The sequence below is a fragment of the Nonomuraea sp. 3N208 genome (assembly GCF_052245935.1).
Classification (GTDB): Bacteria; Actinomycetota; Actinomycetes; order Streptosporangiales; family Streptosporangiaceae; genus Nonomuraea.
In genome coordinates this window covers 220,596-240,703 of sequence record NZ_JBQQBR010000004.1, presented here as the reverse complement: position 1 = coordinate 240,703, position 20,108 = coordinate 220,596, and the positions used below count along the sequence as shown (strand labels likewise).

At 69.1% G+C, this 20,108-nt stretch carries 21 protein-coding genes; 10 read left to right on the top strand and 11 right to left on the bottom strand.

The window, feature by feature from the left end; translation table 11 throughout:
- Positions 1-2 precede the first annotated feature (2 nt).
- The 4 genes from ACTWPT_RS07415 to ACTWPT_RS07400 all read left to right on the top strand — a co-directional run bounded on the left by ACTWPT_RS07415 (position 3) and on the right by ACTWPT_RS07400 (position 4,021).
- Positions 3-1,121: a GDSL-type esterase/lipase family protein gene (locus tag ACTWPT_RS07415; RefSeq protein ID WP_443176490.1), complete on the top strand. Its 1,119-nt coding sequence runs from the start codon at positions 3-5 to the stop codon at positions 1,119-1,121.
- A gap of 99 nt (positions 1,122-1,220) precedes the next feature.
- Positions 1,221-2,039 (top strand): phosphotransferase family protein, encoded by an 819-nt coding sequence (locus ACTWPT_RS07410; RefSeq protein ID WP_443176489.1) that lies wholly within the window; start codon positions 1,221-1,223, stop codon positions 2,037-2,039.
- A 209-nt stretch (positions 2,040-2,248) separates the two neighbouring features.
- Positions 2,249-3,430, top strand: a complete 1,182-nt coding sequence (locus tag ACTWPT_RS07405; protein ID WP_443176488.1) for an alpha/beta hydrolase family protein — start codon at positions 2,249-2,251, stop codon at positions 3,428-3,430.
- A gap of 141 nt (positions 3,431-3,571) precedes the next feature.
- The gene (locus ACTWPT_RS07400; RefSeq protein WP_443176487.1) at positions 3,572-4,021 is read left to right on the top strand and encodes a group II truncated hemoglobin; all 450 of its coding nucleotides are present in this window, start codon (positions 3,572-3,574) and stop codon (positions 4,019-4,021) included.
- 20 nt (positions 4,022-4,041) lie between these two features.
- Here ACTWPT_RS07400 and ACTWPT_RS07395 read toward each other — a convergent pair whose 3' ends face one another.
- Complete coding sequence (locus tag ACTWPT_RS07395) at positions 4,042-4,719, bottom strand: zf-HC2 domain-containing protein (RefSeq protein ID WP_443176486.1); 678 nt, start codon at positions 4,717-4,719, stop codon at positions 4,042-4,044.
- A complete protein-coding gene (locus ACTWPT_RS07390; protein WP_443176485.1) occupies positions 4,712-5,215 on the bottom strand; it encodes an RNA polymerase sigma factor in 504 nt (167 codons plus the stop codon). The genes ACTWPT_RS07395 and ACTWPT_RS07390 overlap by 8 nt, the downstream gene beginning before the upstream one ends.
- A 114-nt stretch (positions 5,216-5,329) precedes the next feature.
- Between ACTWPT_RS07390 and ACTWPT_RS07385 the strand changes: the two genes are divergently transcribed.
- The gene (locus ACTWPT_RS07385) at positions 5,330-5,734 is read left to right on the top strand and encodes an Ig-like domain-containing protein (RefSeq protein ID WP_443176484.1); all 405 of its coding nucleotides are present in this window, start codon (positions 5,330-5,332) and stop codon (positions 5,732-5,734) included.
- Entirely contained in the window at positions 5,724-6,557 is an 834-nt protein-coding gene (locus ACTWPT_RS07380; RefSeq protein WP_443176483.1) for a cytochrome b/b6 domain-containing protein, read from the top strand. The genes ACTWPT_RS07385 and ACTWPT_RS07380 overlap by 11 nt, the downstream gene beginning before the upstream one ends.
- Positions 6,558-6,566: 9 nt before the next feature.
- Here the strand turns inward: ACTWPT_RS07380 and ACTWPT_RS07375 are convergent, their stop codons facing one another.
- Together ACTWPT_RS07375 and ACTWPT_RS07370 are read right to left on the bottom strand one after the other, a co-directional pair.
- The gene (locus ACTWPT_RS07375) at positions 6,567-7,256 is read right to left on the bottom strand and encodes a multicopper oxidase domain-containing protein (protein ID WP_443176482.1); all 690 of its coding nucleotides are present in this window, start codon (positions 7,254-7,256) and stop codon (positions 6,567-6,569) included.
- Positions 7,253-7,828, bottom strand: coding sequence for a hypothetical protein (locus ACTWPT_RS07370; RefSeq protein WP_443176481.1), 576 nt, complete (start codon positions 7,826-7,828; stop codon positions 7,253-7,255). Before ACTWPT_RS07370 ends, ACTWPT_RS07375 begins: the two co-directional genes overlap by 4 nt.
- Positions 7,829-8,037: 209 nt before the next feature.
- Between ACTWPT_RS07370 and rpmG the strand changes: the two genes are divergently transcribed.
- Positions 8,038-8,202, top strand: coding sequence for a 50S ribosomal protein L33 (rpmG, locus tag ACTWPT_RS07365; protein WP_443176480.1), 165 nt, complete (start codon positions 8,038-8,040; stop codon positions 8,200-8,202).
- 160 nt (positions 8,203-8,362) lie between these two features.
- A complete protein-coding gene (locus tag ACTWPT_RS07360) occupies positions 8,363-11,314 on the top strand; it encodes a BTAD domain-containing putative transcriptional regulator (protein WP_443176479.1) in 2,952 nt (983 codons plus the stop codon).
- A gap of 16 nt (positions 11,315-11,330) precedes the next feature.
- Here ACTWPT_RS07360 and ACTWPT_RS07355 read toward each other — a convergent pair whose 3' ends face one another.
- Both ACTWPT_RS07355 and ACTWPT_RS07350 read right to left on the bottom strand, forming a co-directional pair.
- Entirely contained in the window at positions 11,331-12,260 is a 930-nt protein-coding gene (locus ACTWPT_RS07355) for a hypothetical protein (RefSeq protein WP_443176478.1), read from the bottom strand.
- Between the two features lie 46 nt (positions 12,261-12,306).
- Positions 12,307-13,347, bottom strand: coding sequence for a helix-turn-helix domain-containing protein (locus ACTWPT_RS07350; protein WP_443176477.1), 1,041 nt, complete (start codon positions 13,345-13,347; stop codon positions 12,307-12,309).
- 70 nt (positions 13,348-13,417) lie between these two features.
- Here ACTWPT_RS07350 and ACTWPT_RS07345 point away from each other — a divergent pair, with 70 nt between their 5' ends.
- Positions 13,418-14,431: a saccharopine dehydrogenase family protein gene (locus ACTWPT_RS07345; RefSeq protein WP_443176476.1), complete on the top strand. Its 1,014-nt coding sequence runs from the start codon at positions 13,418-13,420 to the stop codon at positions 14,429-14,431.
- 203 nt (positions 14,432-14,634) lie between these two features.
- Here ACTWPT_RS07345 and ACTWPT_RS07340 read toward each other — a convergent pair whose 3' ends face one another.
- Both ACTWPT_RS07340 and ACTWPT_RS07335 read right to left on the bottom strand, forming a co-directional pair.
- A complete protein-coding gene (locus ACTWPT_RS07340) occupies positions 14,635-15,924 on the bottom strand; it encodes an MFS transporter (protein ID WP_443176475.1) in 1,290 nt (429 codons plus the stop codon).
- A gap of 132 nt (positions 15,925-16,056) precedes the next feature.
- Positions 16,057-16,971 (bottom strand): hypothetical protein, encoded by a 915-nt coding sequence (locus ACTWPT_RS07335; protein ID WP_443176474.1) that lies wholly within the window; start codon positions 16,969-16,971, stop codon positions 16,057-16,059.
- Positions 16,972-17,338: 367 nt separating this feature from the next.
- On the opposite strand from ACTWPT_RS07335, the gene ACTWPT_RS07330 reads away from it, so the two are divergent.
- Positions 17,339-17,683: a dihydrofolate reductase family protein gene (locus ACTWPT_RS07330; RefSeq protein WP_443176473.1), complete on the top strand. Its 345-nt coding sequence runs from the start codon at positions 17,339-17,341 to the stop codon at positions 17,681-17,683.
- 155 nt (positions 17,684-17,838) lie between these two features.
- Here the strand turns inward: ACTWPT_RS07330 and rbsD are convergent, their stop codons facing one another.
- The 3 genes from rbsD to ACTWPT_RS07315 are packed head-to-tail and all read right to left on the bottom strand — an operon-like array spanning position 17,839 to position 20,095.
- On the bottom strand, positions 17,839-18,228 hold the full coding sequence (rbsD, locus tag ACTWPT_RS07325) for a D-ribose pyranase (RefSeq protein ID WP_443176472.1): 390 nt from the start codon (positions 18,226-18,228) through the stop codon (positions 17,839-17,841).
- Entirely contained in the window at positions 18,225-19,145 is a 921-nt protein-coding gene (locus tag ACTWPT_RS07320; RefSeq protein ID WP_443176471.1) for a ribokinase, read from the bottom strand. The genes rbsD and ACTWPT_RS07320 overlap by 4 nt, the downstream gene beginning before the upstream one ends.
- Positions 19,142-20,095, bottom strand: a complete 954-nt coding sequence (locus ACTWPT_RS07315) for a D-ribose ABC transporter substrate-binding protein (protein WP_443176470.1) — start codon at positions 20,093-20,095, stop codon at positions 19,142-19,144. The genes ACTWPT_RS07320 and ACTWPT_RS07315 overlap by 4 nt, the downstream gene beginning before the upstream one ends.
- Positions 20,096-20,108 lie beyond the last annotated feature (13 nt).

Genomic DNA, 20,108 nt, shown 5'->3' with positions numbered 1-20,108 from the left:
TCGTGCGCTCGTTACGTGTGATCACGGTGCTGTCCGCACTGGTGATGGCTGTGGTGACGCCCGGAGCCGCCGCCGCTGCGTCCCTGACTTCTCCGGACCGCGATACCGGTGTCCTGACCCGCGTGCACACCGCCGGTCGAGTCGTGGGCGACAAGGACTCCGTCAAATACAGCTGGCCCGGTGTCTACTTTGAGGGCAAGTTCCGCGGCCATGGAGTCGGGATCGTGCTCAACGACGCCGCCGCCGACTACGACGTCCAGATAGACGGTACGACCGTCGCCACCCTGGTGACCCCGGGGCAGACCACGCATTGGGTCGCCGGACTCAGAAGGGGCGTGCACAGCGTCCGGGTCGTCAAGCGCTCGGAGAGTCCGTGGGCGACGAGTGAGTTCGGTGGGTTCGTCGCCGTACCGTATGGGGCGATCCTCGCCGGGCGCACGGCGCGGCACCGGCAGATCGAGTTCATCGGCGACTCCTTCACCGCGGGCTATGGCAACACGTCCACCACACGCGAATGCACCGGCGACGAGGTCAACCGGACCACGAACGCCGACCTCAGCTTCGGCGCCGTCACCGCGCGCCGCCTGAACGCCGACTACCAGCTCAACGCCTTCTCCGGCCGTGGCATGGTGCGCAACTACAACGGCGTCGAGCCCCAGACCAATTACCGCACCTACTATGACCGTGCGCTGCTGAGCGTCGAGGGTGACATATGGAGGAACCCCGGCACCTGGCAGCCGGAACTCGTGGTGATCGGCCTGGGTATCAACGACTTCTCGACAGCCATCAACCCCGGGGAACAGTGGACGCCCGAGACCCTCGTCGCCGCCTACCGCACCGCCTACCACGCCTTCCTCGACAAGCTCCGGAATCAGTACGGCCGCGACACGATTCTCGTGGTCAGTGCCACGCACATGTCCAACACCACCGTGTTCGCCGAGACCGCCGGGCAGATCGTCCAGGAGCGCAACAGTCAGGGCGACGACCGAGTCCGCTTCTGGTACTACCCCGAGACCGGCTTGGACTACGGCGGCTGCCACTGGCACCCATCGCTCCGTGACCACCAGCTCATCGCCGACCGACTCGGCGCTTTCATCGCCACCCTTCCGCTGCGCTGGTGACCGATCCGCCTCGCTTTCGACTCGTCCGGACCGAACTGCAAGCCGCACCTTGCTTCTGATCGAGCAGGTGGCGATCATGCAGCGCATGCACAGGAGGGCATGCCGGTGGTGGGGCAATTCGGCGGCCGACGCAAGATCGGAGAGCGCATGGGCAAGCACACGATCGAAGTCCGATCCGATGTCGTGATCAAGCAATATCGGTCGTCGAACCATGGCCAGCCTGAGCGGGAATGGCGCGCATTGGAGCTGCTCGACGAGTACGCACCCGGACTTTCGCCCGCGCCGGTGACCGCCGATCTGGAAGCCGATCCGCCGACCGTGGTCATGTCTCGGCTTGGCGGCGCCGCCGTGGAGGGACCGATCAAGGGGCAACTGGCGGACGCACTGGCCGAGGCCGTCACGAGGGTCCAACAGGCGATCCCTCAGCATGTGCTGGGTCAGGTGCCCGCTCGTGCCGGACATCCGGTCGAACTCCTCGAACAGGTTCGATCGTGGTGGGCGACGGCGCCGCTTTCTGATGAGGATGCCGCGGTCGCTGAAACCCTTCGCAAGGCTGGGAACTGGGTGGAGCAGCCCATGTTGGAGGAGCTGCTGGCACAGCCGGGCACTCCGGTGTTCGGCACCGGTGACGGGAACCTGTCCAACTATCTCTGGGATGGAACCGCCATCCGTGTCATTGACTTCGAGTACTCCGGCCGCAGCGACCGTGCATTCGAACTCGCCGAGGTCGTCGAGCACATATCCGTTTGGCGCAACGACACCTCCGGCATGACCGCGGTGCTGGAGAGATTCGAGCTGACCGCTGACGAGGCCGCCAGGCTCACGGAGTGCCGCCGCCTTCTCGCGTTGTATTGGCTGTTGCGGACCCGTGGAGAGACCAAGTCGGCTCAGGCGGAGCGAATGCTGGCGTTGCTATAGACCGGGCCGGCTTCTGTGGCCGTCCATCGCGTTTTGTTGCCCTCGACATGCCGGCTGCATCGAGCAGGGGCCGGACGCTCCGCATGATGCCGATCTGGTGCCCTGTCTCGTGACGTGTGGGCGCCGTTTGCCCCCTTACGAAAGTAAAGGGGGCAAACGGGTCTTTTGGGAGTGTTGGGCGCACTGGCGCTCTTCTTACGCTCCTGCCCATGACAAGATCTCGCCGTGGCACCGCGGCCGTCTTCATCACCGTGACACTGTCTCTGTGGGGTGCCACGACATCGTTTCCTGCTTCCGCGGAGGGCTCTGCCCAGGCCCTCTCGATCCCCAGCCCCACCGGGAAGTACGCGGTCGGGCGCGACACCCTGCATCTCATCGACAAGAAGCGCCGCGACCCGTGGGTGCCCACAGCAGGCGGACGAGAGCTGATGGTGTCGATGTACTACCCTGCCGAAACCGGTGGCAGCGCCGCCCCGTACATGACCGCCGATGAGGCCGGGCTCCTGCTCAAGGGCTTGAAGCTCGATGCCCTGTACAAGGCCGAGCGACTCTCCGGTGTCCGCGTGAACGCGCGCCTTGGCGCCCGCCCCATCGGCGGAGAACATCCCTTGGTCGTGCTCTCGCCGGGCTTCACGCTCAACCGCGCCACCTTGACGACGCTCGCCGAGGAGCTGGCCTCGAAGGGCTACGTCGTCGCACTCGTGGATCACGCCTACGAGTCGTTCGGCACCACCTTCCCCGGCGGCCGCACCCTGACCTGCATCGCCTGCGACACGATCGAGAAGGCCCCATCCGACGAGGCGGGGAGGAAACTGCTGGCCATGGCCGCAGCCGGCCGAGGAGACGACATCGCCTTCGTGGTCGACGCACTGACGCACACTGCTGGACATCCGTCCAGCTGGAAGCGCTGGAAGATGATCGACTCCAAGCGGATCGGGGCCGCCGGCCACTCTCTGGGCGGCAACGCCGCCGCGAGCGTCATGGCCGCCGACCGTCGCGTCCGCGCCGGTGTGAACATGGACGGCACGTTCTTCGCCGCCATCCCGAAGTCCGGCCTCGGCAAGCGGCCCTTCCTCATGCTCGGCACCAAGGCTCAGCACTCGCCTGACTCCACCGACACGACCTGGCCACAGGCCTGGCAGCGTCTGGACGGCTGGAAGCGTTGGCTGACAGTCGCCGACTCCGGTCACTTCACCTTCATCGACCTGCCGATCCTCGGCGGGCAGCTTGGAGTCACCGACCCCTCCGCTCCACTCTCAGGAAAACGATCAGGCGAGATCACCACGGCCTACGTCGGCGCCTTCTTCGACCAGCACCTACGCGGCGAGCGCCAGCCGCTCCTGAACGGTCCGTCCACCGCCGATCCCGAGGTGACCTTCCAAAACCCCTGAGAGCCGACCGGGACCAGGGCACGTTTCCGCAGGTCATTCTCCTGCTCATCGGCATCGAGCGAGCAACCGCCGCTATCCGCCCCGTCACCATGTCCCTTGGCGGGTCTATGGTCTTTGCGCCGCCCCTGGCATTCTCGGAACATGCAGAGCGTGTACGAGGCTGCGGGCGGCAGCAAGGGCCTGCTCCGCCTGGCCGAAGCGTGGCATGCCAGGGTGATGGCCGACGACGTGGTCAGCCACGCGTTCAGCCATGGATTCCATCCTCAGCACAGCGAGCGACTCGCCGCGTACTGGGCCGAGGCCCTCGGCGGACCGACCACCTACTCCGACTCCTATGGAGACGAGACATCGGTCGTGCGGATCCACAGCGGCAACGGCCCGCACGAGGAAATGGACCGTCGGGCGATCGCCTGCTTCGACCAGGCCCTGGAGGATGTGGGGGTGAGCGCGGCCGAGCCGCTGCGGCAGGTGTTGTACGACTACTTCGCCTGGGCCACCACGACGACGATGTCGCGCTACCACGAGTCTGCCGACGATGTCCCCGAGGGCCTCAAGATCCCCCGATGGTCATGGGACGGACTACAGCCCTGAGCGGGGTGATGTCGGGGTTCTCATCGAGCGAATACGGCGACGACGTCGGGTGCCCCCGGCCTTTGGAGCACGATCCGGTCGATCCTTGAGATCGGTATCGACACGGTGGTGCCCCACGTCGCCTGTCCGTCGGAGAGCTTGACCTGGCCGAGGTCGGTCCAGGCGCCGTCCTTGCCGACCAGCTCGGCCTCGTACGAGCCGGAGTTCCCGGCCGCCTCGACGGTGAGGAAGATCCAACTCGGGGACCCTTCGTAGGCGAACGCGTGCCCGACCCGCCGCTCGCCGGCGTAGAGCACGGCGGCGGAGAGGTAGCGTCCGTCGGCGACGGCGAGCGTCTGCCGGTAGTTCGTGGCCAGCTCGCGGTCCGGTCCAGTGGCCAGCCACACGCTCCCGCCCACCAGCGCGGCGACGATCGCCGCCGTGAGCAGGTGCAGGACGAAGGGCCGCCATCGTGAGCGTGTGCGGGTCTTGGTGATGCGGGCGAGCACGGCGGATTCGAAGGCGGCGGGTGGCTCCTCGGCGGGGGCGAGTGTGGTGAGCGCGTCCACCAGCCGGGTGGCGTCCTCGAGTTCCCTGCGGCAGGTGGGACAGCCTGAGAGGTGGCGCAGCGCATCGGCGCGCTCGTCGCCCGCGAGGGCGCCGGCGGCGAGTTCGGGGATCGCCTCGCGGATGGCCTCGCAGTCCGGCCGCTCAGTCATCGTTCACCTCCAGCTGCTCGCGGAGCCTGGCCATCCCTCTGCGCAGGCGGGTCTTGGCGGTGCCCAGCGGTATCCCTTCGACCTGCGCGACCTCCTTGCCCGTCAGTCCATAGAACACGGTGAGCGCGATGGCCCTGGCCTGCTCCAGTGGCAACCCGCGCAGCGCCTGCCGGACGAACTCCTCGTCCCGTGGCGGCTCGTCGGCGGGCTCTGTGGCGAGCAGCCGCGTCAGCATCGCCTGCGGATCGATGGGCAGCTCGCGACGGAGCCGCAGCGCGTCGATGGCGAGGTTGCGCGTGATGGTGAGAAGCCACGTCGGTACGGCGCCACGCCTGGCATCGTAGGCGGCCGCGTGCCGCCACGCCCGCACGAACGTCTCCTGCGCCACCTCCTCGGCCAGCGCCGCCTCGCCCACGATGGTCTTGGCCAGGCCGAACACCCTGGCCTGGTAGCGACGCACCAGCGCGGTGGCGGCTTGCGCGTCGCCCGAGGCCATGCCGGCTAGGAGCGATTCATCCGAAAGTGCCCACAGTCGGTACTACGGGGACGATCATCGTTCTGGCTTCATCCGGTATGAATCCCGGCGCGCCCCGTCTGCCGTACAACCGGTATGAGAAAAATCCTCATCGCTCTCGCCACGAGCGCACTGCTCGCCGGATGCAGCATGGCCGGCGCGGCAGGCGCCGGCGCGCCGTCCGTGACCATCACCGGCCCGGCGAACAACGCCGACGTCGCCGGGACGTTCTCGCTGGAGTTCACCACCAGCGAGGAGATCGGACCTCCCGAGTCCGGCAAGCACCACGTGCACGTGTTCACCGACGGGAAAACCGATGACTACACCGTCGTCACCGCCTCGCCGTTCGAGATCGCCGGGCTGCCTGCGGGCGAGCACACGGTGGGGGTCACCCTGCAGAACGCCGACCACTCGCCCGCCGGCGCCTCGGCCGAGATCACGGTGAACGTCACCGAGGGCCAGCCCTCTCAGCCGACGCAGAACCCCGGCGATGGCTACTAGCGAGCGCTACAACCGCCGGACCAGATGGTTCCACGCGGGCGTATACCTGGCCACGCTCGCGCTGCTGGGCATCGGATGGTGGCTGCTGTCCGGCAGGGAAGGCGACCCGAGCCCGCTCGCGCGATTCACCCGCCTGCCCGACACCGTCCTGCACACCTGGCTCGGCTGGGCGCTCGCGGCGTTCGTCCTGGCCGGGTTGGTGCTCGGGCGTCGCGCGGTCCGGACGTTCGTGGCCGAATCGGTGCGCTTCCGTCGCGGTGACCTGGGATGGTTCGTACGCTGGCCCGCCGCGCTCTTCACCGGCCGGTTCGGCCACCACGAGGGGCACTTCGATCCCGGCCAGCGCCTGCTCAACCTGGCGCTGACAGCGAGCCTGCTCGCCCTGATCGGCAGCGGCGCCGGGATGGCGCTGCTGCACGGCGGGCCGGTGTTCGCGGTGCTGGTCAGGATCCATGTGTGGGCGACGTACCTGGCCACGCTGCTGATCGCCGGGCACGTACTGATCGCGGCGGGCCTGCTGCCCGGATACCGGGGCGTCTGGCGCGGCATGCACCTGGGCGGCCGCCTCGACCGGACGGTGGCCTTCCGGCTCTGGCCGGGGTGGGCCGTCCGGCACGACCCGACCGCGCTCGGCGCGTACGTGCTGGACGCCCTCGGCCCGGTCGAGAACGCCGCCGTCGAGGCGCACCTGAGGGCGTGCGCGGACTGCCGTGCCGAGGTGGCCCAGCTCCGCCGGACGGTACACCGGCTCCCCACGCATCCGCCCGAGAAGCTGCAGGACCTTGCCATAGCGCCCCAGGCGGACCAAGAAACCCGTCCGTAAGGCGTACGCTCAGTAGATGATCTGCCAGGGGCGCATGATCTCGTTGTCCTCGTGTTCCAGCATGTGGCAGTGCTGGATGTAGGTGGCGGGGAGCGATGTCCGCGTGCCTCGGATGCCATCGATGGGCGGGGGGACGTCGAATCGCAGGACGATCCGGGTGACCATCCCGGGAGGGGCGACGATGGTGTCCTTCCAGCCTTCCTCCTCGGCTGCCGGAGCTGTCACGGGGCCCGTGAGGTAGCGGGTGAGCGCAGGTCTGGTCGCGGGTGGGCGTCCCTGTGTGATCCAGCTCCGGTAGGCCGCCAGGTAGGCCTTGGCGTCGAATCGCTGCCGGTTCAAGAGCTGGAACTGGACGAGATGCACGTGCATGGGGTGGCCGTCGCCCGAGGTGTTGATGTACTCCCAGATCTCGGTGGTGCCCACCTGGGGGAAATCCTCGATCGGGTCTTCGAATAGCCGTTGGTTGATGGCCAGGTGGGTGGACTTGTGGTGGGCGTCGCGGTTGGCGGTGACGACGAACTGGCGGCGGGGCAGGCGGGAGGTCGGCCGCAGGAGCGAGATCGGCCGCAGCGACAGCCGGTCCGGCGGCGCGCTCGGGTCGGGACCGGACAGTGCCTTGCTGACCTGGAGCTGCATGATCTCGGGCATGGGGACGTTCTTGCCGCCCTGCGGGAAGGGCGTGGCGGCGTCGTTCATCATCGTGATCCGCGTACCCCGTGGTGCGCCGGTGAGGTCGAGTTCGGGTTCCATTTGGGGTGGTACGGCGTCGGGCCTTTGTCGGGGTAGGACAGGGCGCCGCCGGGCGTGAGGTTGCGGTCCTGCAGGATCAGCGGCACCTCGAAGGCACCCGATGGCAGGGGGAGCCTCTCTTCGAAGGAGTCGCGGATCAGGTAGAGGCCGGCCAGCCCGGCGTAGATGTTCAGCCTGGTGAGGGCCATCGCGTGGTCGTGGTACCACAACATGGTGGCCGGCTGCCGGCTGGTGTAGGCGTAGACGGCCTCGTTGGGGCGGGCTCCGTCAAGGGTGGCGAACGCGGGGCCGTGCCGCCCGTCCGGGGTGAACCACGCCTCGGGATGGCCGTCGAACTGCGGCGCGTCGAAGGCGCCGTGCAGATGGGGGACCGCCCACACGTTGCGCCCGGTGGGGAAGTCCTGCGGCATGCGGCCGCCGGGCGGATCGGGCGGGTCGCCGGGAACGTTGCGCCACAAGGTGACGTCGACCGCCGACTGCAGCAGGTGGGTGGTGGGCAGGTGGTTGCGGTAGCGGACCACCACCGGACGGTCCCGACGCGCCACCAATGTCGGCCCCAGGTAGCCCAGCCCGACCGGCCCGTATAACCGTTAGTAATTGCCGGGATTCCCTCCGATATAAGCAAGTAACGGAGTTCCCGCATGTCTCTCCGGCAGGAGGCTTCCGCCGGAGTGGAATGAAAACGGTTGTTGCCGTGTTGTGCGGGCCGTTGTCATGAAAGGAGGCGGAGTTGAGCAGGAGCGAGCTTCGTCCGTTGATCAGGATGCGGTCCACCGCCGGTACCGGCTACACACTGGTGACCAGGAAGAACCGTCGCAACGACCCCGATCGGCTGGTGCTGCGCAAGTACGACCCGATCGTTCGCAGGCACGTCGAGTTCAGGGAGGAACGTTGAACAAGGGCATCCACCCCGGCCGGACGGTCCGGTAGGAGAAGCGCCGCTGCCCGGCCGATTAGCCCCCTATGATGCTGGTTTTGAGCAGCCGACGGCTTGTACGGGGAACGGGAGGCCGCTTCCCCAATCGTGGGGAACGACAGCCCGGCGGGGGAGAAGAGTGACGACGACGTCATGGGAGCGGCCGACCGGGGGCTCCTCATCCGGCCTGGAGATGAACGGTGCCGGCCTGCGGTTCTCGGTGCTGGGACCGGTACGCGCCTGGCGGGACGGCGCCGAGGTGGACGTCGGCTCGCCCCAGCAACGGCTGGTCCTGGCGGTGCTGATTCTGGCCGAGGGCAGGATGGTGAGCCACGACCACCTGCTCGACGCGCTCTGGGGCGAAGACCGGCCGCGTACTGCCATGAGCACCGTACGCACGTACATCTCGCGCCTGCGGACCGCCCTCGGCGCGGGGGCGATCGTCTCGGTCGGCAACGGATACGCGCTGCGCGCAGGAGTGTGCGACGTCGCCGAGCTGGAGGAGTTGACTCGGGACCGGAGGTACGGCGAGGCCCTGGCGCTGTGGCAGGGTGAGCCGCTCTCCGGGCTGGAGAGCGACTACGTCGAAGCCCGGCGTACACACCTCGCGGAGCGGCGGCTCGCCCTGCTTGAGCGCAGGCTCGGTGAGGACATCGAGGAGGGGAGGCACGCCGAGGTCGTCGCCGAGCTCGCCGCACTCTGCGCGGAGCATCCGACCAGGGAACGGCTGTGCGGCCTGCTCATGCTGGCGTTGTATCGCTCCGGCAGGCAGTCCGAGGCGATCGGAGTCTTCACTGACACCCGGCAGCTGCTGGCCGAGGAACTGGGCATCGACCCTTCCCCGGAGCTGACGCAGCTCCACCGAAGGATCATCACGGCCGACCCGGGCCTCGACGCGAAAGGCGCGAAAGGCGCGCAACCGGATGAGAATCCGGTCACGACCGGGACGCAGGTGCCGCGGCAACTCCCCGCCGACACGGCCGACTTCACCGGCAGGGAAGCGGACATCGAGCAGATGACGCGGGCGTTGCGCTCGGGGAACACCTCGGCGCTCGTCGTCTCGGCCGTGGCGGGCGCGGGTGGCATGGGCAAGACCACCCTGGCCGTCCACGTGGCGCACCGGCTCGTCACCGCGTTCCCCGACGGCCAGCTCTTCGTGGACCTCCAGGGCACAGGGCCGCGGCCTCTGGCACCGGAGGTCGTGCTGGGCTCGTTCCTGCGTTCCCTGGGAGTGGACGTCGCGACGGTCTCCGAGGATCTGAGCGAGCGAGCGGCCGTGTACCGCTCGGTGCTGGCGGACCGGCGGGTGCTCGTGCTGCTGGACAACGCGGCGAGTGTGGCGCAAGTGCGGCCGCTGCTGCCGGGTGCCGCCGGGTGCGCGGTGCTCGTGACCAGCCAGGCGAAGCTGGGCGGGCTCTCCGGCGCACGGCACCTCGACCTGGAGGTGATGGATCCGGACGAGGCGCTGGCGCTGCTGGTCAAGGTGGTGGGAGAGCCGCGGGTGGCCGCGGAGCGCGAGGCGGCGTCCGATCTGATGCGGGCGTGCGGGTACCTGCCTCTGGCGATCAGGATCGTGGCCTCGCGGCTGGCGGCGCGGCCCGGCTGGAGCCTGGCCAGGATGCGTGACCGGATGGCCGACGAGCGACGCCGGCTGGCCGAGCTGCGTGTGGACGACCTCGCCGTGGAGGCGACGTTCGCCCTCGGGTACGACCAGCTCGACGAGGCGCACGCGTGGGCGTTCCGGCTGCTGGCGGTTCCGGGTGCGCGTGATCTGCCGTCCGGGGCGGCGGCGGCCGTACTCGACATGGACGAGTCCGACGCGGAGGAGCTCTGCGAGGCCCTGGTGGACGTGAGCATGATGGAGTCGCCTTCTCCGGGCCGCTACCGCCACCACGACCTGCTCAAGCTCTTCGCGCGGTCCCGCCTGAAGGACGAGGAGGAACGGCGCTCGGCCCTCGGCCGGCTGCTCGACTTCTACCTCGCCACGATGGCGGAGGCCTTCCGCGTGATGCACACGGGTGACCGGCTGCTCGACTTCGTCGAGACGACCCGTGCCGGGCTGTCGTTCGCGAGGACCGACGCCGCGCGCGAGTGGGTCGAGACAGAGGAGCACGTGATGCTCGCCTGCGTTTACCAGACCGCTGTGACGCCGGGCGGCGCGCTGTTCGAAGCGGCGTTGTTGCTCGACATGGTCTCCGACGTGCTCGGCTTCGAGTCGAATGTGGCCGACTACCAGCAGGTGGCCGGCAAGCTCGTCGAGGCGGCCGTCGCTCGTGGGGAGCGGAAGACGGAGGCGTTGGCACGGCGTATCAGGGGTGACATCCTGTGCAGCCGCGCCCCGTCCGAGGCGGCGATCGAGGACGGCATCGCCGCGCGGGATCTCAGCCTCGCCGACGGCGGTCTGGTGACGTACGCGGACGCCGTCAACCTGCTCGCCATAATCGCCCACGAGAGGCGGTCGTACGACGAGGCGATCGCGATGTACGGCGAGGCGATCAGAGTCTGGCGCACCCTCGGCAACCGCGCATCCGAGGCTTCCGTGCTGGGTAACCTGTCGCTCGTGCTGGGGGAGGTCGGCCGGGTCGAGGAGGCGGTGGCGGGCGCCGAACAGGCGGTCCGCATCACCTCCGAGCTGGGGGGCGGCAGAGCCGACCCGCACACCGTCTACCAATTGGCCGTCGTGCTGCGGCAAAGCGGTCGTCCAGTGGAGGCGCTCGTGCGATTCGCGGAGGTGCTGAAGGAGTTCCGGCGGCTCAAGCAACCCGTCTGGGAGGCGTGGACCCTGTTCAGGATGGCCGAGACCCACCTCGGGTCGGGCCGCCCCGAACGCGCCGTCGACTACGCCGAGGAGTCGTTGGCCGTCCTGGCGGGGAGGGAGCAGGACTGGACTCGATCCCGGAGTCTCATCGTGCTCGGCCGGGCGCTCGGCGAGCTCGGCCGGCATGGCCGGGCGCGGGACTGCCTGGCGGAGGCGCTCGAGGTCTGCGAGCGGAGAGGCCTCGCCGAGGCGGACGACGTACGCGCCCTGCTGGCTTTGGACGCGGAACCTGAGCATTCGGTGGACGAAGCCCGGGCCACACCGTGCCGCTGAGGCCCCCACGACATGGCTACGAGTTGCCCTCGGCGAGGCTGCCGCAGGTGAAGCCCGGCTCCCGTTCAGGGTCGAGCTGGATGTCGCTGAGGTTGGTGGTCTCCATGGGCCGGCGGAAGGTTTCGAGCTTGTCGCAGTCGTAGAAGACGTACGTGCCGTCGCTCTCACCGAGCAACATCATCCAGCGTCCGTCGTAGAGCGGCTTGTCGTCCTCGGCGTTCTTGATGATGGTCCACTGGTCCTGGAAGCCGACATAGCCGAGCAGATCGTTGGCCTGCCCGGTCTCCTGGACCTCGACCGCGCCCTGGGCCATCGCCAGGATCAGCAGGAAGCCCACGCCGACGCCGGTGAGGCCGCCGACCAGGATCTTCGTCCCGGCGCGGCCGACCGGTTTGCGACGCAGCAGCCGGAACGGGATGAGGAACGTCAGCACGCCCAGCCCGACGGCGGTGACGACCATGACGGCGATGTCGAGGTCGCCGAGGATATCGAACAGTCCCCAGTAGGTCGCGCCGGACCACAGGGCGGCGATCAGGGCGGAGATCCAGGGCCGCCGCCGGAGGGCCTGGACCAGCCTGCCGAGAGCGCCGCGGGTCAGCTTGTCGGCCACCCAGCAGAATCCGACGATGAGGCCGAGCGCCGGGATGCCGATCAGGAGCATCAGGATCAGGGTGCCCATGAGCCGGCCGAGAAGGACGGACTGGTCGATTCCCGCCTGTTGCGGACTGATGCCGAAGATGCCGTACATCTCTTCGACACCGAGGTAGAGCACCGCGTAGAGCGCCACACCGATCGGGATGATGACGGACCCGATGCGCTCGAGCAGCCCGAGAACGCCGCCGTCGCTCTCTACTTCCGGAGAGGCGGCGCTTTCGGAATGCGAGGTGTCACTCTCGGAGTGCCCGGGTATATACGGATGTTCTAGCGAAATCTCGTGTCTGGACATGGCGTACAAAGGTAGGACCTGCCCGCCAACAGATCGTTGACGAAAGCTAAACGCCCGTCATGCTGCCGTGGTCGCGACCGAGATGGGGTCGTAGGGGGAGACCAGCACGCCCGTGTCCGCTTCCCCTTTGGCTCTCCGCGCCGGCGCCACGAAAGGTGCGCCGGTAGGTGTCGGGCGGGACGCCGACGGCTCGGTTGAAATGTCTGCGCAGGGTGGCCGCGGTCCCCATGCCCGTACGCGCCGCGATCTGCTCGATGCCGGCGTCGGTGGTCTCGAGGAGCTCCTGCGCGCGCCGGATCCGCTGGTGGTGCAGCCAGCGCAGCGGAGTGACCCCGACGGCGGCGTTGAAGTGGCGGGCGAGGTTGCGGGTGCTCATGCCCGCCCGGTCGGCGAGGTCCTGGACGGTCAGCGGCTCATGCAGCCGGTCGAGCGCCCATTCCTGCAGAGCGGCGAGCTGGTTGCCCACACCGTCCCCCGGTGACAGCGGAGCGCCGACGAACTGGGCCTGGCCGCCGGCGCGATGCGGCGCCACGACGAGGCGGCGCGCCAGCTCGTTGGCGACCGCCGCGCCATAGTCGTTCCTCACGACATGCAGGGACAGGTCGAGGGCGGCCCCCTTGCCCGCCGAGGTCAACACCGATCCCTCATCGACGTAGAGCACATCCGGTTCGACCTTGACCGCGGGGAAACGTTCCGCGAGGCGGTCGGCGTGCAGCCAGTGCGTGGTGGCACGCCGGCCGTCCAGGAGCCCGGCGGCGGCGATCACGAACGCCCCCGTGCACAGCGACATGATGCGGGCGCCGCGGTCGTGCGCCGCGCGAAGTGCCCCCAGCAGCTCGGGAGGCGGGTCGGACTCAACGTCGTCGCACGCCGGGACGACCACCGTGTCCGCGCTCGCCAGGACATCGAGCCCATGGGACGAGTCGAGGCGCAGCCAATCGCCCAGCAGGGTCCGGGGCGGCCCGCAGACGCGGAAGTCGTACCAGGGATCGGCGAGGTCGGAACGGTCGACTCCGAAGACCTCACCGGCCACCGCGGCCTCGAACAGCAGCGCGCCCTCGTACAGTGCCAGCACCACCGACGTCATGTCCGAAACTATACGCATATCGTCGCTTCGGACACTCGTGCCGCCGGGCCGAGGCGGCCAGGATCGAACCATGAACAGCAGGAACACGACGGTGGCCGTCTACGGCGCGTACGGCCACACCGCGAGATTCGTGATCGACGAACTCGAGCGGCGCGGCTTCGGGCTGATCCTCTCCGGACGCGATGAGGAACGCCTTCTGGCCCTCGGAAACGATCACTCGGGCGCGCAGATCAGGCCCGCGTCGGCCGACGACCCCGAATCGCTCCACCGCGCGCTGTCGGGCGCCGCGGCGGTCATCAACTGCGCCGGGCCGTTCGCGCACACCGCGGTGCCCGTGCTCGACGCCGCAGTGCGCGCAGGGGCGCATTACCTGGACGTCTCGGCGGAGCAGGTCGTCTCCCTCGCCATCTTCGAGCGCGCGGCGGACGCGGGCACGGTCGTGGTCCCGTCCATGGCGTTCTTCGGCGGGCTCGGCGACCTGCTGGCGACCTCAGCGGCCGACGGCTGGACGGATGCGGACGCCGTCGAGATCGGGATAGCCCTCGACAGCTGGCATCCGACCGAGGGCACCCGGCTGACGGGACAGATCAACGTGCCCCGGCACCTGATCTACACCGGAGGCACGTTCGTCCCGCCCCCACAGCCGCCCCGGACCCTCAAATGGGAGTTCCCGTCGCCGACCGGCACGCTGGAGGTCAGCGAACTGGCCACCACCGACTCGGTCGCGATCTCGCGCCACCTGAGCACGCCCGAGATCCGCGTCCACATGTCCCAGCAGCCGCTTCGCGACGTCCGGGACCCCGGCACCCCGGCGCCGGTGGCCGCGGACGACAGCGGACGTTCGTCACAGACCTTCCTCGTGGACGCCGTCGTGCGCAGGGGCGAGGAGCAGCGCCGCGCGACCGTGTCCGGGAGGGACATCTACGCCGTCACCGCACCCCTGGTGGTGGAGGCGACGTCGCGGATCCTCGACGGCCGGATCACCCGAACGGGCGCGGCGGCCCCAGGCGAGCTGTTCGACGCGCAGGACTTCCTGCGGGCCCTGGCCCCCGAGCCCCTCACGCTCCTGTGGGACGGCAGGTAGAGCTCGTCGGTCAGGGTGTTGACGTAGATGCGGCTGCGACTGCAGGCTCGCCGCTGGCAGGTAGCGCTCGTCGCCCCCGCGCCGGGGGTCAGGAAGGCGCGGATGGTGTCGGCCGAACCGCCGACTCTTCGAACACCTCGGCGCCGAGCACATCGAGCTGGAGACCATTCAGGTCCTCCGGGCCGGGAAGCCACACACCTGCGCTATCGCGTCCGCCGATGACCTTGGCTGTCGATGGGCTGGTTGAGCACGTGCAGGCCGCCGGCAAAGTGTGTGCTCACCGCGATCGCGGCCATGACACCGGCGAAGACGAGAATCGCCGTCGCCGGGCCGAAAGCCGAAGCCAGGAACCCGGCACCGAGCACGCCGAGCCACCGGATCGACTCCGCCCCGAAGTTGATCGCGCTCGTCACCCGGCCCATCAGCGCGTCAGGGATCGTGCGCGCCTCGTAGGTGGACAAGACGACGTTGACCGGCGCGAAAAAGAACATCATCAGCGCGAGGAGTGCGCCGACCATCCACGCGGCCGGCACGAACGCGATCCCGGCGACCACCACAGCCATCGTCCAAGACAAGACGATGACGAGCAGCCGTCCTGGCGCCCGCTTCGCGATCCGGCCCGAGAGGAACGCCCCCGCAAGCCCGCCGACCGCCCCCAACGAACTCACGGAGCCGACCAGCGTGGCACTGCCGCCTCGGCTGTCGATCAACACGATGACGAGGAGGAACAACCCGGCGCTGCAGGCGTTGGCAAGCGCCGCCCACGCCGTCAGAAATCGCAGGTACGCGTTGCCGCGGATGAACCGGAGCCCGGCACCGATGCTCGCGACGATCGACTCGCGGGGCCGGCGTTCGTCGAGATCTGGGCCAAGCGGACGCCGGATGAGCAGCACCCCGAGCGCACTGGCCAGGAACGACAGGACATCGCCGAAGAACGGCACCCACCGCGCGACGCCGAACAGGAAGCCGCCCGCGGTCGGCCCGACCAGCCTGATCGCCATGCTCCGGCCCTGCAACTGGGCGAAGGCCGTCGGCAACTGCTCCGCCGGGACGACCCGACGCAGCGTGGCAAACCCCGCTCCTTCGGCCAAACCGCCAGCCAAACCTCGGACAAGCCCGACCGCGGCGATGTGGACGACGTTGACGTGGCCCGTCACGACCGCGACCACGACCGTGGTCACTGCGACCGCCTGCACGAGTGCGCCCGCGACCAGGATCGTCCGGCGTGAGAACCGGTCCGCGAGCGCCCCGCCGATCAGCCTGGTGACCAGGCCACCGATGCTGACCGCGGCCCCGGCCGCTCCTGCCTCCGCCGCCGATCCCGTCACCGCGAGAATCAGCAGTGGATAAGCGACGACTGATAGCGCATTGCCGAGTTCCGAGACGGTCTCACCGATCCACCAGCCGGTGTAGTCGCGATTGCGGAACAGCAGCCGGTTCCGCCGTTCCGGCTCGTCGGAGATCGCTCCGGCCGTATCTTCGCTGGCTGACACATACGGATCCTAGGCACACGTAGAGCGTCGGCGCGGCGGGCGGTCTGGCATGTCTCGTGCCTGACCGCTGCGACACCGCTGCAGCGCGGGTGCTGGGGCTCGCACCCCCGTCGCTGAGCCCGCAGACGACCGCTACCCGACCTCGCCGAGGTCGAAGGCGACGTCAGCGAGCCGAACCGTCCGCACCTCCGGGTCGTCGAGGAGCTTGCGCAGGTCGGCGAGCTTCCAGCGGTCGACGACGAGCCCGTACACGACACCCTCCTCGGCCGCTCCCATGAGCCACCCGTAATCCAACTCGAATGCGCCGAGGTCGTCCCCCTCGTCAAGCAGCCCGACCCACCTGCGGAACTCCGCCAGCGCTGCATCGGGCTCGGTCTCGCACTGATAGGTGAGATCCGCCTGGATGTTGTCCTCGGTCATCCCGCGGTTCCAGACCACTGCGTTCAACGAGGCCGGTTCACTGGAGTCGTCGTAGTAGGACGGGGAGTAGATGTAGGAGACGTCGGCCCCGCCGCAGATCCTGTGCCTCCGGTTGAAGGCGACGAGCCGCTCGGTGGTCATCGAGCGCGCGAACTCCACGACCGCGACGGCGTCGAGCGTCTGGGGAAGCCCATCGATGGTCTTCCGGGCCTCTTCCGTCAGCACCTCGTCGATGCCGGGGTCCACGTCTACAAAACCGATCGCGTCGGCCAGGCTGCCAGACGGCCCGTCGAGGGAGGGTGCCCGGACGGTGCCGAACAGGTTTTCCACGATTTCGTATTCCGTCTCGCCCTCGCTGGGACGGGCCCGGCGCGGCTCCCCCCGCAGCGTGTAGCTCTTCTTCAGCAGCCACCTGCCATCGCCATAACCGTGTGGCAGGCGCTTGTCCGGGTTCGCGATGCGGGCGGCCGTGCCGTACACGCGGGCCATCCGCTCGTCGTCGAAGTCGATGAACAACCACAGAACCCGGTCGACCGCGCTCAAGGCCAGGAATAGCGCCGCGGTGACGGCCAGGACCTTGACAAGAGACCTCGCCACGTACGCCCAGTCGGGCTCCCTCGCGTTCATCACCGCGCACTCCTACGATCTAGATCAAATCGGGTACGGCGCACCATAGCCGCGCGGAACCGGCATGGACAGGGAGATCAGGCGGGGACTCGGCATGACGGGGCGGCCGGGCCGATGAGTCTAGTGAGGCCGCATTGTCTGTACACGCGACAGACCGGCGGCGAAGGTGAGGGAGCTGGCATGCGGATCAGCAGCATGCCGGCGGGAGTCACCGTCCACGGCTGAGCAGACGTACCCAGAGGGGAGAAGCAGACGGCCGGCTCCCGCCAGCGCCGATTTTCTCCGCGACAGCTGGTCGGCCGTCGGCGCGACCATCATCGGGCGTCGTCTGTTCGACCTCACCGACGGCTGGCGCGGCGAACCCGCCGTGGGCGACCATGTCTTCGTCCTCACCCACCGTTCCCCTGGCGACTGGCCGAGCCGCTACCCCGATGCCCCGTTCCACTTCGTCACCGGCGGCCTGGAAGAAGCCGTGTCCCGCGCCAAGCAGGCGGCCGGCGGCCGCAACGTCTCCCTCACCGCAGGCGATCTCGCCGGCCAGGGGATCTCCGCCGGGCTGGTGGATCAGATCGACATGTACGTCGTTCCGGTCCTGTTCGGCGATGGGATCCGGTTCTTCGGAGAGCACAAGGTCCCCAACACCATGATGGAGAACCCGCGCATCGTGGAAAGCGACCGGGTCACCCATATCAGCTATGACGTACGCACATAATGATCGTCCTCGACGCGTTCGACCAGATCGACCAGCTGCATCAGGACGGCGGACCAGGCTGGGTGCCCCGGCTGATGCGCTCGTTCGGACGCCCGATCCACGCCCTACTGTTCCCATCGCCGTGACAAGCGATAGTCCGTACCCGCTGTCCCCAGTCAGAACGCCACGCCGCAGCGCAGGATGACGTTGGCGTACGGCCGCGCCTCACCGGTGCGGACCACCAGCTTGCTGGCGGCGGATATCTGCTTGAGCCGTTCGTGTGGCACGTACGCCAGCTCTGGCAGCCGCTCGCCGAGCAGTGCGTGGCAGGCGGGGTTGGCCGCGCGGACCTCTTCGGCTGCCGTGGCGCCCTCGACGACGATCTCGGCGAGGATGCCGTCGAGCACGTCGGCGAACGACGGGATGCCCGCGACGAACGCCAGGTCCACCACTGGTACGCCCGCCGGCAGCGGCATGCCGCTGTCGCAGATGAGCAGCTCGTCGGTGTGCCCGAGCCCTGCCAGGGCGCCCGCCAGGGCCGCGTTGATGACGCCGCCGCGCTTCACAGGCCCTCCACCTCCGCCATCGTCGGGTACGAATCCTGCGCCCCCGGCCTGCGCACGGCCGCGGCTCCCACCCTGGCGGCGAACGCCGCGGCTTTCGTGAGCGGCTCGCCCACGGCCAGCCGCCAGGCCAGCGCTCCGGTGAACGCGTCGCCGGCCCCCGTGGTGTCCACGGCCGCCACCCGGGGACTGGGCACCGCGTGGACGGCGCCGTCCTCGGCCACCACGGCCCCGTCGGTGCCCAGGGTGATGACGACCGAGCGGGGGCCGAGTGCCAGGAGACCCTTGGCCTGCCGGTCCGGCTCGCCGGGGACGCCGAGCAGCAGGGCCGCCTCGTGCTCGTTGACGACCAGCGGATCGCACAGCGCCAGCAGCTCATCCGGCACCGGAGCGGCCGGCGACAGGTTGAGCACCGCGCGGCGGGCCAACCGGGCCGCGGCCAGCACCGCCGGAAGCGGGATCTCCAACTGCAGGGACACGACCGGAGCCGACCGCAGCAGCGGCGCCGCCTCCAGCACGTCGCCTTCCGTGAGGCGGGCGTTGGCGCCGGGGGCGACGATGATGCTGTTGTCGCCCTGCGGCCCGACGGCGATCATGGCGATGCCGCTGGCGGCCGGCGTGTCGTGCAGGTGACCGAGGTCCACGCCGTCACGTTCCAGCGACTCGCGCAGCAGCCGCCCGTGCTCGTCGGCGCCGACCCGGCCGAGCAGCGCCACTCGCGCGCCGAGCCGGGCGGCGGCCACGGCCTGGTTGGCGCCCTTGCCTCCGGGGTGGACGGTCAGTTCCGAGCCGAGCACGGTCTCGCCCGGCGCGGGATGCCGTTCGACCCGGACGACGAGGTCGGCGTTGGCCGACCCCACCACCACGACATCGAACGGGTGGCGGGGCGGGCCGTCGCCGTGTTCACCCACGGTGCTCATGCCCCGGTGAACTCGGACAGGTTGTCCTTGGTGGCGACCTTCACCGGCACGTTGAGGGTGGCCTCCAGCTTCTCGCCCTTGGCGGCCTTGACGGCGTTCTGCACGGACTGCTGGCCGAGCAGGCCCGGCTGCTGGGCGATGCTGGCCGCCAGCGTGCCGGCCTCGATCGCCTTCAGCCCGTCGGGGGTGCCGTCGAAGCCGACGACCTTGACCTCCTTGCCGGCCTTGGCGCCGAGCGCTTTGATCGCGCCGAGCGCCATCTCGTCGTTCTCGGCGAACACGCCGGTGACGCCGGGGTGCGACTGCAGCAGGTTCGTCATGACGTCCAGGCCCTTGGTGCGGTCGAAGTCGGCCGGCTGCTGGGCGACGACCTTGATGTTGGGGAACGCCTTGATGCCCTCGGTGAAACCCTGGCCGCGGTCGCGCGAGGCCGAGGTGCCGGCCACACCCTGGAGAATGACGACCTCGCCCTTCTCGCCGATCTCCTTGGCGAGCTGCTCTGCAGCCAGCTTGCCGCCGGCCACGTTGTCGGAGGCGACGGTCTGGGCGACCGTGCCACCGTTGACGCCGCGGTCCACGGCGATCACGGGGATGCTGGAACGTTCCGCGATCTTGACTGCCGGCGCGGCGGCGTCGGAGTCGACCGGGTTGATGATGATCGCCTTCATGCTCTGGCTGGTGAAGTTCTGCACCTGGTTGACCTGCTGGGAGGCGTCGTTCTGCGCATCGGTGACGGTCAGCGTGACGCCCAGCTTCTTGGCCTCGGCCTCGGCGCCCTCGCGCAGCTGCACGAAGTAGGGGTTGTTCAGGGTGGAGATCGACATGCCGATCTTGACGTCGCCGCCGGACGCGGTTGCCGACGAGCCGGAGGAGGACGTGCCGGACGAGCCGCAGGCGGTCAGGCCGAGGGTCAGTGCGGCGCCTGCCGCGATGAGGGCGTGGATGCGCATGGGTGGTACCTCA